General features: G+C 26.8%; 9 protein-coding genes and 4 pseudogenes. 7 read left to right on the top strand and 6 right to left on the bottom strand.

What is annotated here, in order from left to right; translation table 4 throughout:
- The first annotated feature begins 72 nt into the window (after positions 1–72).
- Both MBOVPG45_RS00935 and MBOVPG45_RS00930 read left to right on the top strand, forming a co-directional pair.
- A complete protein-coding gene (locus tag MBOVPG45_RS00935; RefSeq protein WP_013456135.1) occupies positions 73–525 on the top strand; it encodes a Panacea domain-containing protein in 453 nt (150 codons plus the stop codon).
- A 284-nt stretch (positions 526–809) separates the two neighbouring features.
- Entirely contained in the window at positions 810–2378 is a 1569-nt protein-coding gene (locus MBOVPG45_RS00930; RefSeq protein ID WP_013455984.1) for a CDS14 family ICE transfer lipoprotein, read from the top strand.
- Between the two features lie 162 nt (positions 2379–2540).
- Here MBOVPG45_RS00930 and MBOVPG45_RS00925 read toward each other — a convergent pair whose 3' ends face one another.
- From MBOVPG45_RS00925 to MBOVPG45_RS00915, 3 genes are all read right to left on the bottom strand, one after another.
- Positions 2541–3803: a DUF2130 domain-containing protein gene (locus tag MBOVPG45_RS00925; RefSeq protein WP_013456607.1), complete on the bottom strand. Its 1263-nt coding sequence runs from the start codon at positions 3801–3803 to the stop codon at positions 2541–2543.
- A gap of 213 nt (positions 3804–4016) precedes the next feature.
- Entirely contained in the window at positions 4017–4370 is a 354-nt protein-coding gene (locus tag MBOVPG45_RS00920) for a hypothetical protein (protein WP_013456507.1), read from the bottom strand.
- Positions 4371–4449: 79 nt separating this feature from the next.
- Complete coding sequence (locus MBOVPG45_RS00915; protein WP_013456145.1) at positions 4450–5289, bottom strand: ParA family protein; 840 nt, start codon at positions 5287–5289, stop codon at positions 4450–4452.
- A 1193-nt stretch (positions 5290–6482) separates the two neighbouring features.
- On the opposite strand from MBOVPG45_RS00915, the gene MBOVPG45_RS00910 reads away from it, so the two are divergent.
- From MBOVPG45_RS00910 to MBOVPG45_RS00890, 5 genes and pseudogenes are all read left to right on the top strand, one after another.
- Positions 6483–7604: an Mbov_0401 family ICE element transposase-like protein gene (locus MBOVPG45_RS00910; RefSeq protein WP_258408982.1), complete on the top strand. Its 1122-nt coding sequence runs from the start codon at positions 6483–6485 to the stop codon at positions 7602–7604.
- Positions 7605–7750: 146 nt separating this feature from the next.
- Positions 7751–8161: pseudogene (locus MBOVPG45_RS00905) on the top strand (IS1634 family transposase); the annotation flags it as partial.
- 216 nt (positions 8162–8377) lie between these two features.
- Positions 8378–9789 (top strand): annotated as a pseudogene (locus tag MBOVPG45_RS00900) (IS1634-like element ISMbov2 family transposase).
- A 25-nt stretch (positions 9790–9814) separates the two neighbouring features.
- A pseudogene (locus MBOVPG45_RS00895) lies at positions 9815–10549 on the top strand (IS1634-like element ISMbov3 family transposase); the annotation flags it as partial.
- A 51-nt stretch (positions 10550–10600) separates the two neighbouring features.
- Positions 10601–11128, top strand: coding sequence for a 5'-3' exonuclease (locus MBOVPG45_RS00890; RefSeq protein ID WP_370469780.1), 528 nt, complete (start codon positions 10601–10603; stop codon positions 11126–11128).
- A gap of 110 nt (positions 11129–11238) precedes the next feature.
- Here the strand turns inward: MBOVPG45_RS00890 and MBOVPG45_RS04795 are convergent, their stop codons facing one another.
- The 3 genes and pseudogenes from MBOVPG45_RS04795 to MBOVPG45_RS00875 form a co-directional block, all read right to left on the bottom strand.
- Positions 11239–11508 carry a hypothetical protein gene (locus MBOVPG45_RS04795; protein ID WP_235684346.1) on the bottom strand — a complete coding sequence of 90 codons (270 nt, stop codon included), beginning with the start codon at positions 11506–11508 and terminating at the stop codon, positions 11239–11241.
- Between the two features lie 421 nt (positions 11509–11929).
- A pseudogene (locus MBOVPG45_RS00880) lies at positions 11930–13678 on the bottom strand (BMP family ABC transporter substrate-binding protein); the annotation flags it as partial.
- A gap of 226 nt (positions 13679–13904) precedes the next feature.
- Positions 13905–14663 carry a hypothetical protein gene (locus tag MBOVPG45_RS00875; protein ID WP_013456318.1) on the bottom strand — a complete coding sequence of 253 codons (759 nt, stop codon included), beginning with the start codon at positions 14661–14663 and terminating at the stop codon, positions 13905–13907.
- Positions 14664–14961 lie beyond the last annotated feature (298 nt).

The following is a 14961-nucleotide window of genomic DNA, read 5'->3' as shown; positions in this document are numbered from 1 at the left end:
TTTTACAATTAGTAAGTAATTATATTCTAATTACTTTAGATATACTTAATTTCAATTTTAAGGAGTATTCTTATGTCTAAGAAATATAGCTACAAAGATATATCTGGCTGATTTTTATCTAAAGAAAGTATGACTCCTAAAAAGCTTCAAAAGTTAACATATTATGCTGAAGCATGAGCAAATGCATTGCTTGGTGAAGGAATTCTAAGTGACACTGCTTTTCAAGCATGAGTTCATGGCCCAGTTTCTCCTGAACTTTGAAATGATTATAAAGAATATGGCTGAAATGAAATTGAACAATTAAAGCCAAATGATGAGAAATTCAACAAAAATATTTTAGAACTACTAGATGCTGTTTGGACTACTTATGGAAGTAAATCAGGATATGAATTAGAAGCAATATCACATTCAGAAGAACCATGGCTAAAAGCTAGAAATGGTTTATCAGAATTTGAAATATCAACTAAGATAATTGATCCAGCTGATATGAAAAACTATTATAAAAGCATTTATTCAGGGGATTAATTTTAGTATTAAACACAACTTTTTTAACACAAATTACTATGAATTTTCATAGTTTTTTTATTTAATTTTAGTAATTAAAAAATAGCTTATTTTGTAATTAATTTTACTCCTAATAACTTCTAATTATATTCTAATTAGATTGTAATTACTTTATAATTACTATGTAATTAGTTTCTAACTATAAAATTGTCTTTTAAAACTAATAAGAAAATTGCAAAAAATAAGTATGAAATTGTTTCCAAAAGCCTTATTATTTGCCTAGTATTTGTATTAAAATTAATATTATGAGAATAAAAAAAGGAATAAAAAATATAGCCCTGCTACTGGGCACAACAGTAGCACCAGCATTAGCAAGTGTTTCTTGCCTTAATGTGCTTAAAATTTTGGAACCAACAGCAAAAATTATTAAAACAGATAATGTTAGGCCACCGGCTGGCTTCAATTTTAATGAACAAAAAGAAAATGTTAATGAATACTTATTAAACAATAAGTATAGGGGATACTTTTTAGTAGATAGCTCAAAAGAACCAAAACAATTTTTAAAAGAGAATAATAAATATTATTTTGCTAAAGTTACACATGAAGACAAAACAATTAGCTCAGATGTATATAAAAATAACAACTGAAAAACCGATGAGTTCTTACCAATGATTTTTATAGCACCAGAATTAAAGGAAGATTTATTTAAAAAACCAGGATCAGAAAAATTTAAATCAAAATTAAGTGATACATATATTCCACCTGTTGAGTTTAACAATTTACTTAGAAATTACTTAAAAGGCAGTGTGCATTTAACGCCTGATGAACACAAAAACTTTTTAACAAATATGACAAATTTTTTAGAGTATGACAGCAGTGTAAAGCGTGATTTCACAATAGGTTCAGATAAATATGGAACTTTTATAGATAAATTTAATGACCATTATGATGAAACCCCCTATGACTATAACAAAAAAATAATAAAAAGAGAAGATCAATTTATAAGATTTAATAAGGTGCATGGGGATTATATGGAATTGCTTAATAAGGATTTAGCAAATGATCCAAACAATAGAATTTGATTTATGCCCTTTACTCGTTCTAAAGCTAAAGCATTTCATGGTAGGACTGACATATACAATGAATTAGATGAGAAAAAGCTATGAATAAAAAGAGGACCTCAAAGTTATTATGATGTATTAGGCACTCCTAATTTATTAGATCAATTCTCAGATCCTGCAAAGGCCTATCTTGATACTCAAATAAACATTAGAGCTTATAAAGATTATTTATTATTTTTATTAAAATTCCAAGAATTTAAGAACACATTTAAAACAAAAGATGAAATAAATAAGCTAAATGAAGAAGAAAAGGAAAAAACTGAGACTGAAGAATACAAAAAAGAGCTTGAAAAGTTTAGAGACCTTTTAAATAAACTAACTGGACTATTGACTACAGCTACAACCCGAACTGTCTTAGGCAAAGAAGTTGAAAAGCCAGACAATCAAAATGAAACAAGAGTATCAATGTTTCCAGTAGCTAATAATGAACTTAGTGCCTTAATAACTAAAGCTGACTATGAACACTCATTTGTTTGAGCACATAGAGCACTATATGAAGAAGTTATTCCTATTCATGTTGCTCTATTTGGAGAGCTACCAGCAGATCTTGTCCCTAATAATAATAATCAGATAAATATTAAAAAATATATTACTTATTATGTAAACAAAGTAATGAAAAATAAGTTCCAAAATTTTAAAGAAATAGAAGATAACACTAACTTAAATGAAAAATACAAAACAGAAGAGTACAAGAAAAAAGCTGGAGAAATTTATAAAGAATGATTAAATAAATGGAAGAGACTTAAAGAATAAAACATAAGCAACTAAAAGAGTTGCTTTTATTTTGTTTATAATTAGAAACTAATTACTTTCTAATTACCTCTAATTACTTTATAAGTATAATCTAATTAGAATATAATTAGATACTAATTAGAAAAACAAAAAGCCAGGTTAATGTAACTTGGCTTTCTTTATTTACTTACTAGCTATCTTTTCAATTGGCTTAATTACTCTTGAACAAATACTAAAACTGTTAATTTTGTTTTTAACTGTGTTTAAATGGCTATTAATTATTATTTCACTGGCTGTTAGAATTTTATGAGCTTCTTTTTTAATATTTTCAGCGGATTTATTAATTTCACTAACTTTAGCTTCAATGTATTTTAATGTGGTATCAAGAATGCTATCTTTAAATTCATTGAACTCATCTAATATTTTTTGCTTTTCAATAAAGCTAATTTCTTTAAATTGCTTATCTAATGTAATTTCTTTATACTTTAGTGCTATTGTTTCCAACACACCTAGCATAGTTACAAAATACATTGGCCTTACTACAAACATATTTTTATATTCAGGCACTCTATAAATTAATCAATTGCTATTTTGATACTCTAATTCACTAACAAGCAATGCATAATCTAATTGCTTCTTTTCTCTATCGCTGTCAAGCTTTTTATAATGGTCTTGGTTCTTTTGCTTATGTGCTGATGATTCTAACTCTGTTTTCATCTCACGCATTACTCCAAGTAAAGGAGTTTTTCTTTCTTCTTCAGCATAAACTTTAAATATAAAGTCACCTTTAGAGCCTTTAGATTCTCCTTCTGCTTTAATAGCAGTAGTATCTTTTTCAAGTACTGATGTTCTAAAAGCATAAGATGAAACATTATTAAATTCATTTACACAGTAATTTTCTAACTCTTCTCCAAGAACTTTAACATTTTTAGTTAGCTTTGCTCTGTTTAATTTTTCTATTTGCTCATTTAATTTATTAGCTTCAATAATTTTGTTGCTTATTTCATTTTTGTGTTTTACTTCTAACAAGCTAATTTTATACATTAAGTCCTTAACTTTATCGTTAAGAGTAATAATAGTATTGCTTTGGCTTTGAATTGCTTCAGCAACTTTAATTTTAGTGTCAAGTTTATGTTTTTCTTCAAAATTGCTAATTTGTAGCTCTAATTTTGTTATTTTGTCTTTTTGGTCAATAATTGTTCTAGATAGCTCTTGTCTTAATTCATTATTTGCTTTTGTTAAGTTAACTTGATATTGAGCAAATAATAACTCTTTTTCTTTTTTAATTTTTTCATTATAAAGCCTATCCCTAGATTCATCAATTTCTTTAGTAATAAAACTTAAGTCAACTGATTCAGCATTAGATAAGTCAATTTGATCACCTTTTTTAGCGTCTTGTAACAGTTCAATTGTCTTTTTGTCTTTTACTATGAATTTTATTGTCATTTATTAATCCTTTGTGTTTGTCTTATGATTTTAAATTTCTAATTAGAAAGTAATTGCAATATAATTACAAACTAATTATTTTATAATTAGAAAGTATTTAGAAGGTAATTAGAAACTAATTACTTTATAATTAGTAAGTAATTAGAAAAAGGAAAAAATAAGACTACTTATTAAATTAGTCCTATTTGATTTTTTATACTATTCTTTAATTATTTATTTATCATCCTTAGGCGATTCAACTAAATTCATTAGTATGAATCTCTTAAAGTAAACTAAACCATATTTAATTAAGTCAGGAATGCTTATTTTTCCAAAACCTAAATTAATAGCTTGTTCTTGAACCTTAGCTATATCATCGACTAAAGATTGTGTTAAATATAACCCTGTTGCCTTACCTTCTTTTTTAGCTTGAATTTGCTTAGCTGGTTTATTTAAAAGTTTATCAGCCTGATTTAATAAATTATCTACTGCTTGGTCATTATCTAATTTTTTAGATTTATCAAAGTTTTCTTGTTGCAATTTCTGAGTTTGTGATGCTACTTGCTTGAATATATTTTTGTTGTCCATTATCACTCCCAGTGTATTCTATAATTACAAACTAATTATATAGTAATTACAAAATAATTAGAAAGTAATTAGAAACTAATTATAGAATGTTTCTACTTTGTAATTCAGTAATTAAGTTTTCTATTGGATTGCCATCCTTAATATAGTCTTTATATTCACTCTCTAAAACTCATTTAGGTCTTTTTCACTTGTTAAGTGTTGCTATATCGGTTGAAAAAGCTAAACTAATTGTGCTTGTAGCCATACCTATGTTATCTGGAACAAAAGTTTTTAGTGTTCTGTCTCCATATTCTTCATGTAAGAAATAGAAAAAGTCTTTAGATAACTTATTTGATTTAATTCTATTTAAGATAATGCCTTGAATATTATCATTGAGACCAAGCTCTCTTGTATTATTCTTTCACTCTGAAAGCATAACATTAAGTCCTTGCAAACTAAAAATATGTGGTTCAACAACTTGGATAATCCCTGTTTTTGAAGCAATATAAACATTTTTTGCTATATCGTCAAAAATTGGGTTTAGATCAAAGAATACATAATCAATTCCTAATTTAATTAAGTAATTACTCATTAGCTTTAAGTTTGAACTTAAGACTAATTCTCTCAATGTTGTATTAAGTAGTGAATTTCTTACATTATTTAATAAAGAATTAGTATGTACATAATATATATTGTTAATTTTAGACTGCTGAATAGTATTTTCTAAGTCTTGTTCTGATGATGTTCTTTTTAATCACTTACCAGAATCATCTTCATTGTAGTTTGCATTACTTTTAAGCACATTGGATAATGAGCCTTGGCTATCAAAGTCAAATATTAAAACTTTTTTATTTTGCTTTGCTAAAGCGTCAGCAATGTTAAGTGTAATTGTTGTCTTTCCAACTCCCCCCTTATTGGAATGGAAAGTAAAAAAAGTCATTAATCTCCTTATTGCTATATGTTTAATTTGTAATTAGAAAGTAATTACAATATAATTATAAACTAATTATAAAGTAATTAGAATGTAATTAGTTTTTGTTATATTTTGTGAACTAAAATTTAATAACACACATAAAAAATAAGGTAAAACTACCCTTTCTTTAATAAAATACACAAAAGAAATATATGCATTTTAAAATTAAATTCATTTATATATTAATAAACTATTACAACTAAACATAATCTTGTTAATTAACAAATAATATAGAGATTAATTACTATCTAGAGTTGTTGTAAATATGCTTATTTAATGTCTTATTTTAAGCACATAAAGAACATTTATTAATGTATTTAAAACTGCATTAAATGTAAAAATTCCCTAAATTGGCAAAAAAATTATTGATAATTTGGCTAAATAAAGCACATTAAAAGTAATTACAATTTAATCAGTTACTAATTACCAAGTAATTAGAAAGTAATTATAAAGTAATTAGAATGTAATTAGTTTTTGTCTACTTAATTTAATAACAAACATAAACAAGCTATGCTAAATATTTAATTTAAAATTGCTCATTCAAAACTTTAATTATTTTCAATCATATTGATATAGCCACTAGAACTTACTTTGACTACTACCTATTATTTGTATAAATTTTGTTAACTTAATTAGATACTGTTTACTTGATTCTCTTAGCAAACTTATAGCCTTGTATAGCTTTATATAGCCACTAGAATTTACTTTGACTACTACCTATTATTTGTATAAATTTTGTTAACTTGACTAGCTACTGTTTACTTGATATCTTTTAGCAACATTAGCAACATTTAGCAATTGGATTGGATTGGATTTTTTTAACTCCTCTTTTTTAATAAAACCAAATAATGTCTTATTTTAAGCACATAAAAAACAATTATTAGTCTATTTAAGACTGTATTAAATGTAATAAATGCAAAAATTTTCCATAATTTGGTAAAAAAATTATTGATAATTTGGCTAAAATAAGGCACATTAAAAGTAATTACAATTTAATCAGTTACTAATTACCAAGTAATTAGATTGTAAATATAAAGCAATTACTTTAGCACATATTTTTTTAAACAAAACAAGCTAAATAAGTTAAAAAACTAATTTGGATGATTTTCCTTTTTTATCTATAATAAAGGCATAAAGGGGAAATTATGCAAGAGCTTTTTATGCTTTGAGACCAGCAGGCTGAAAAATATAAAAACAGTGCTGAACGTAAAAAAGAATATCATGTTGAGCGTAAAATAACAAGGGCGATCATAGTAAAAGGCGAAATATATTACTATACTTTGTATATGTATAGACACAAAGTTACTAGGAAATGCTTTGTTTACTATCATAATGAAATACTAAGGCTTAACAAAAGACTTAAATATTACTTAGATGATATAGAAAGATGCTTAAACGATCAACTTTATGAACGTAATTACAAAAAATTAGGAAAAGTTAAAAGCAATAAAATACCTTATTATATCTATGCATATCACAGGAACAAAATCCCTATAAAACAGGCAAATATGGATGAATTAAAATGTCACAAAGATAAAGAATACGATGCAATTCAGATTGATACAGATGATTCATATTTTTATGCTAGAGTTAATGGATACAAAGCCAAATTTAGATGCAGAATGGCTACAATTCACACTTTAGAGCATAATGGAGATAACAAAATAAAAAACAAAACTACAATAATGCAAATTAGCAACTTAAGAATTAAGCAAGACATTAAGAAAAATGAAGCAGAATTTCATAATGCAGTTAAAAATGCTTTATCTAAGCTATATGCAAATAAGCAAATAATCGTTTCAGGTGATGGAGCTAAAGTTATTACTACACTAGCAACATCATTAAAAAGCACTAGAGTTTTTGATAAATATCACTTTATAAGAGAACTATTTAAAATATACGGTTTTAATGAGACATTAAATAAAGCAAATAAAAGAGTTTTTGATGGAATAGACCATTTTAAGGAACTTAATTATTTGTATAATCAAGGTAAATTTGATGAATTTACTAACTACTTAAAACATACAATTAATTTACTCTCATCTAAGCCTAAGACAGTGCAAAAAATTTATGATATAAAGAAATTCATAAGGTTTTACACAACTAATAATAAGTTTATAAATGAAACAATAATAAACAAATACTACACAAGTGGTAATGCTGAAACATTTGTTTCTCACGACTTAAAAAGATATATAGGAAAAAATTTTGGACTTAAATCAATCAATACAATTATTAGAACAATAATTTCTGAAACAAACCACAATTTAATAATTATCTAATTTGACCAAAAATACTATAAAACAGTAATAAAAACACAATAGGAAAAATATTGTGAATTTTTCTTATGCATAGAAGTAAAGTAGAGTAAAATAAATATCGAAGTAAGAATTGAATTATTATCTTACCCACTTAATTATTTCATTTCCAAATTTGTGCAAATACTAATAGAAAAATTGATGTATTATGATTTGACGCAACAACTACTTATTTTGAAACATTTTCTCGTGAAGGTTATAAAAAACCTGGCTATTCAAAAGATGGAAAATTTAAAGAAGACCAGATTGTTATAGGCATGGCAACTGATGAAAATGGGATACCGTTACACTACAAAATATTTCCAGGAAATGTTACAGATTCAAATACTTTCATACCATTTATGCTTGAAATTGCAGATATTTATGAAGTTAACAGTGTAACTATAATTGCTGACAAAGGAATGAGTGTTAATAGAAATATTAGATTTTTAGAATCTAAGAATTGAAAATACATAATCTCATATAGAATGAAAGCTGGAAGCAAACAATTTAAAGAGTATGTATTAAAAAATTCTCAATTTTGGACACTATATAATTTTAATAATTTACTAAAAAATTCTTATTTTTGTCCATTAAATACATTAAATTATCTAAATAATTAAATTTTCCTAAATTTAGAGTTAAAAAAGCTCTATTTTTTGTTCAATTTCATTAAAGAAAAGTTTAAAAAATTAAAAATAGGTGGTAAAATAAACATATATGTATAGTGTTTAACACATAAAAAAGGAGATATAAAAATGGCCATTCCTAAAGACATATTAAAAATTCCAAGACCATCTAGTACCAGAGTAAAAGCAACCTCAAAAGAAGGTATTTATAATGTTATACAAAGAACATCAATAAGAAAAAATGAAAAAATTATTCCTGTTGAAAAAGGAGTGATTGGAAAGATTATTAATGGTGTTTTTCAAAGCATAGAAAAGCAAACATATGAAGTAGATATTAAATCATATGGTTTATTTGCGCTAAATGAAAAATTAAACAATCATATCTTTAGAGAACTTTTAAATTTTTATGATTTTGAAGATGCTAGAAAATTATATGTTATAGCCTCTTTAAGAACTATGTTTTCAGATATTAAAAACGAACATTTAAAACATGAGTATGATACAAATTTTATTTCTGAAATATACCCAAAATGTGCACTATCACCAAACACTATCTCAAGTTTTTTAGAGAAAATAGGTAAATCTAGTTCGAAGATGGAAGACTTTATGAATAAAAGATTAGAAGAGTTTTCAAACCACTCAATAGTTATTGATGGTATGTTGAAAAACAATACATCAGAAACTAACATTTTCTCTGAAATGTCAAGAAAGTCTAGAACTAAAGGCGCTCAAAACTTAAACCTTATTTATGCTTATGATATTAATGCACAAGAACCTGTTGCTAGTTCTATTTACCCAGGAAATATGCTAGATTACACTGCTTTTAGAGACTTTTTAAGAACTTATAAGATTAAAAATGGATTCTTAATTCTTGATAGAGGATTTGATGATAAAGAATGTAAAAACTTAATGAGAGAAAAAAATATTAAATATTTAATGCCTATAAAAATAAATCATACTTTTAAAAAATTTAATTTAAAATTTGGATTTAATTTCACTTTTACTTATGATGACGACACAATAAGAGCAAAGAAATTATCATCAACAACAAATATTATCTTTGTTATAAATCAACCCTAACTGAAATGGTAGAAAAGAAAAATTTCATAAGTCGTGCACACAAAAAAGGTGCGTATGATGAAATTAAATTACTAGAAAGAGAAAATCTTTTTGGATTAATAATTTTTGAGTGTAATTATGATTTGGACTTAAAAGATATTTATGTCGCATATAAAAAGAGATGAGAAATTGAATTGCTTTTTAAACAGTTTAAAAATGTGCTTGAACAAAACGAAGCAAATGTTCAAGGAAACTATAGATTATTAGCAACTGAATTTATTAACTTTTTATCTTCAATTATGCTTTGCAGAATAAAAAACCATCTCTTAAATAGTGGCGTTCTTGACAATAGAACAATTAGTGAAACTTTTAGATATTTATCGAAAATAATCAAGAAGAGAAAGTCTAGAAAAAGAGAAGAATGAGATGATGTTGAAACATTAAAATATATTAAAGAATTGAAGTCTATTTTAAAAATATAGTGTCCAAAATTGGGAATTTTTTAATGTATTAGATGAAAAAGATTATGTAAATGATGGTGGTTTGATATACAAAACTCGTGATATTGCATCTTCATACAATAAAAAAAGAATTAATGGACATTTTAGAAGACAAATAATTAGTTTTAGTCAAAAACGAGCAACTAAAGACAAAAACGATAGAGACATTTTAATTCAAAATTTCACTAAGAAAATGAATAAAGATAATCTTGTTTCTTGTGATGATCTAGCGGGATCTAAAAAATATAGATTCTTCAAACCTATAAACAAAGGTGCATTTTATGAACTTGACATAGAAAAAATACAAGAAGATCAAAAATATGATGGATACTATGTTTACGAAACAAACAGAACAGATTTATCAGTAAAAGAAGTTATTAATTTATATTCAAAACAATGACAAATTGAGTCTAATTTCAAGACATTAAAAGGTAAATTATCTCTTCGTCCAATGTATTTATCAACTTGAAACCATATTGTTGGTTACGTTTGTTTATGTTTCATTTCATTAGTATTTTTAAACTACATCATCTACACTCTAAATTTAAAATTAGGACTGACTGAAAAAAGTAAAATTACTGAGCATAAAGTGATTAATGTTATCAAAGAAGTTAAAGAAATTGAAGTATTTGTAAATAAACAAAAAATCGAAACTATACAAGTTTATAACGACGAGTTACAAGAAAGTTGGCAAACTTATCAAATATTATTAGAACTTTTAACAAAAGAAAAAGTCACTTAGACATTACATTATAAAAAAACATAACTTATGAAATCAAAAATTTACATAATTATGTTTTCTTGTTTTATGCTTAAACTGGGAAACGTAGGAGACTTGCTTCAATTAGTTAATGAAAATAACTGCATCATAAAAGTTGTTAGAAATCCAGGGAATTTTACTGAATATAGTATAGAAACAATAAATGAATTTGTTGACATATATGGTATTAATCCTAATCAAATTCCTGACTATAAAGGCCTAGCTGGTGATACATCTGATAGACTAAAGGGAGTAGCTGGCATTGGGCCTAAAAAAGCTGTGAGTTTACTTAATGAATTTGGCTCTTTGGAAGCTATTTATGAGAACATTGGCAAAATTAGTGGCAAAACCAAGGAATACTTAGAAAACGACTATGAATCAGCTCACTTTTGCAAAAAATTAGCTATTTTAAACCCTGATGTTGAGATGGACACTGACATTGACAACTATAAAATAGTGTTAAATAGAAATGAAGCAGAAGAAATATTGAATGAGTTTGGCTTTTATAATGTTTTAGATACATACATTAATGTATTTCTACCCAAATACAAGTCTGCCTAGGCCTATAAAACAGACTTATAACAAAACACCGCGTTTAAATAATATGCGGTGTTTTTTTATTGAAGCATTTATTAATTTGACTAGTTTTTTAAGCAATTAGTATAAACTTTCTATCTAAACCTAAATGCGACTATTGCTAGTGCAACAAAAACTATTGATAGTGCAAGTGATATGAGTATAAACACTCAAATAGGCGAATCAAATAATAGTAATAATCCTTGATTCCGGCCATAGTTAATTATTGCTACTGGATAACTAAAAGGTAAGCACATTGCAATTATTTTTAACGCACTAGATTTTGTTATAACACTAATAGGTAAATACATCCCTGAAACTCAAGCAGGAGGCAAGTAAAATAGCATCGAAAGAGCATTTGCCATTTTATAATCTCTTGCTATAACCGCAACTATAATTCCTATCGAAGAGCAAATAATTGAAAGAAAAATCATCACAGAATAATAAAACCAAAATTAATGGTTGCTACAAACGCTCAAGGCTTTAAGGGTAAAACTGATATTCTTTTGTATATTACTGTTTCTTTTAGAACTCTTAAAAGACATTGAAAGCGAAACAATTCCAATTACTGGACAGGCCCAAGCAATTATGCCCGGGATTAAGTCATTAACCTTAAATGTTGGAATCGCACTTAAATATAAAAGTTAAAAAAACCATAGAAAACTATGATTTTTAATGCATTTTTGTTAGCTTAATATAAATATCAAACAATAGGCAATGACTTACAGTATATTACTTTGTAGTAGAATTTGTAAATTCGTAAACTATCAAGTTCTTTTTTTATTTTTATTTTCTAGTCTCTGCAGCTAATCAGTCGATCACTTTTTGAAACTTATCGCCAATGTGGTTTGTAGAGAGCTGATCTTTTAATTCTTTCTTAACTGTCTCCTCTTGATTTTTTAATCTTTCTTGAATCTCAGATTTATGATTTTCATAATATGCAATTGCATTTTTTAAAGATCTGTTTGCCAATTCATCACTAATGTTATCTAATAAACCTGATGTTGCAACACCTACATATTTTTCAGTTTCACTGTTGCCATAACCATAAGGTAAAGGAGTTCCATTTTTCTTACCAATTTCAAATCCTGGCTGAAGAGTTATATTACTTTCTCCTTTAGTATATAAGTCAGCTAAAATGTTGTAAACTGCCTGGCCAATTAATTTCATAACTGATGTAAAAATTCTATGACCTTTTAATTTGCTCTTTTGATCTTCACCAACACCAATGATGAATTTGTCTTTGTCACCTATTTTTTTAATTTCCTTTGCTGTGTCCGTTGACAGTGAACCAGCAACAGGGTAAGCAGCTGTAGCTTTAACTACAGAGTTAATAGCTGTAGTGGCTTGTGGTGTTCCTGAGGTAAACAAAGTATTTAGCTCAATAGTTTCATTTAATGACTTAGTTTTATCTTCTGGGTGTTCTTTATTTCAGTCAATAATACCTTGGAAAGCACCAGCTATAAAGTCAGAAACTGCTGGTGAAGGAACACCACCAAATGCACCAATTGTGCGTTTTTCAGGTTGGTTTTTATAAACTTGTGAGAAGTAATCTGCAAGCGCACGACCAGCTATATAAGCAGCTTGTTTAGTATCGAAGATAACTGGAATTAAGTGTCCTTCACCTATCTTTTGAGTAAATGCTTTAGATTTATCATCGTTTCATTGCAAAACATCAAAATCAACAGTGATAAACACAATGTTATTATCTTTAATCTTCTTAATGTAATTATCATCTAAATCAAAAAGTGGAGTTTGGTGCGTGAATCCATAAAGAACAATGTACTTAAATCCAGCATCAATGGCATTTTTATAAGCTTCTATTAATTGGCCTCTTCTAGGTTCAAAAGCTTTGTTTCGTAATTCCTTATTTCCAATTGCTTTTGCATTATCCAAGCCTAGCTCATATGAAATTTTATGAACTGCTTCCCATGCTGATTGGTTAAATGATTCATCATACACTGAGCCCGCATCAGCTATAAATGCTGTTTTAGGAGCATTTTCAGTATTTAAGTTTGATCGTAATTTAAGATTCTTTTGAGACTTAATATTTGCAAATGTTGTTATAGTTCTAGTGTTGCCATCATAAGATATCTTGAAGTGCTTATCATAGTCAATAGAGTCTTTTACTTTATCCAAAATGCTTGTTATAACATTTAACTGGTTTCTGACCTTTCAATCCAAATCATTTACATTATTAGTGTGTCATCTATTGAAATCTTCACCAAAATGACTATTAAATCCATAATCCTTTTTAGCAATTTCAACCATTAAGGAAGTAAGATAATCAAGTGTCTTTTCTAATTTTTTAGGCTGATAAATTGATGACAGTATTTCATCTAATTCTCTTGTCTTTGGATTATTTCCATGTGTCTTTTTAAGAATCTGAACGGCATCATGCACATGATTTAATATTTTGAAGTATTCCTTTTCAAGAACCGGAGCAATCAAATTGGATGATTCTTGATTGCCATTTTTAGGATCTGCTGCCCTGTCATTTGGATGATTTGTCTTTACATTACCGCTTTTATTATCGCATTTTGCAGCTATTAAAGGAAGAAGTGATATAAATGTAATACCCCCCCCACAGCAAAAAATAATTTTTTGTTTTTCATATTCAATCCTTTAACTAAAACTAATTTTTAGAATTATACAAAATACAATTTGCCATATTTTTGCGCCTGAAATATTTTCATATCTATTATTGAGACAAAAAAACACTGCAGTTAGTCTGCGATGCCTTTGTTTGATTAATGAATATTTATATTTGTTTTATCAATTCAAGAACTTTTGATCTTGTTTTACTTTCATATTCTTTATTATATTCTAACAACGCTGCTTTTTCGTCCTCCTTTTTAAAAATTTCATTTAGTAATGACTTGGAATCTATTATTTTCCCAAATTCTTTTCAAAACTTGAAAATATCATTATGTTTTCTCTTAGTGTCAATATCCTTAGATTTTAGTTTAATCACTAGCGGAGTCAACTCATTATAAAACTCAAAAACCTTAAGAATAAAGTCTTTAAGTTCACTGTCAATTGTGGTAATTTTGACACTGTCTTCTACCTTTTCATTGATAATTTTTAGGCCATATTTATGTATTTGCATATTATTTTTATTATCGCTTGAAGATCTTTCAGTATTTTCTGTATCACTTTTTATAGAGTTGTGATTGTCAGCATTATTGTTTACGTTTGAATTACTATTTGAATTTGAGTTGTCTGCATTTTTACTCTTGTCACTTTCACTACTGCTATTGTTAGCACTATTGTTTACGTTTGAATTACTATTTGAATTTGAGTTGTCTGCATTTTTACTCTTGTCACTTTCACTACTGCTATTGTTAGCACTATGAGTGTTATCAGATGGGATTGTGTCAACAATGTTTTTATTCTTGTTCTCTTTTCCAGTTTCTTTTTGATTTTTATTGTTGCATTTGGCTGCCACAATTGGTAGCGCTAGGGAAGTTATAATTCCCCCCCCCATCACAGTTAAAAATTTTTTATTTACTTTGTTCATAGTGTAATTAATATATCATAAAAAATGTCTAATATTCCAAATCGCACATTTAACAATAAGTTAAAAACACCTTCAAGCAGTGTTCCTGTAATTGTGCTTTAAGAATTTATAATATTAACAACCTTTGTCTATATTTATAGATTTTAGTACTATTGAAAACCATTGTGAAAATAAATTAGATAAATAAAAGATGGTTTTGATTTTATTCTTATACAAAATAATTTAATGTGTCAATTTATGTAATCCAATGCACATAATTTTTCTTTTTTATTGAATTAGTTCTTACGTATTTGAAGCA

The sequence above is a fragment of the Mycoplasmopsis bovis PG45 genome (assembly GCF_000183385.1).
Classification (GTDB): Bacteria; Bacillota_I; Bacilli_A; order Mycoplasmatales; family Metamycoplasmataceae; genus Mycoplasmopsis; species Mycoplasmopsis bovis.
The sequence above is the reverse complement of the archived record's forward strand: the minus strand, read 5'-3'. Positions and strand labels throughout refer to the sequence as shown.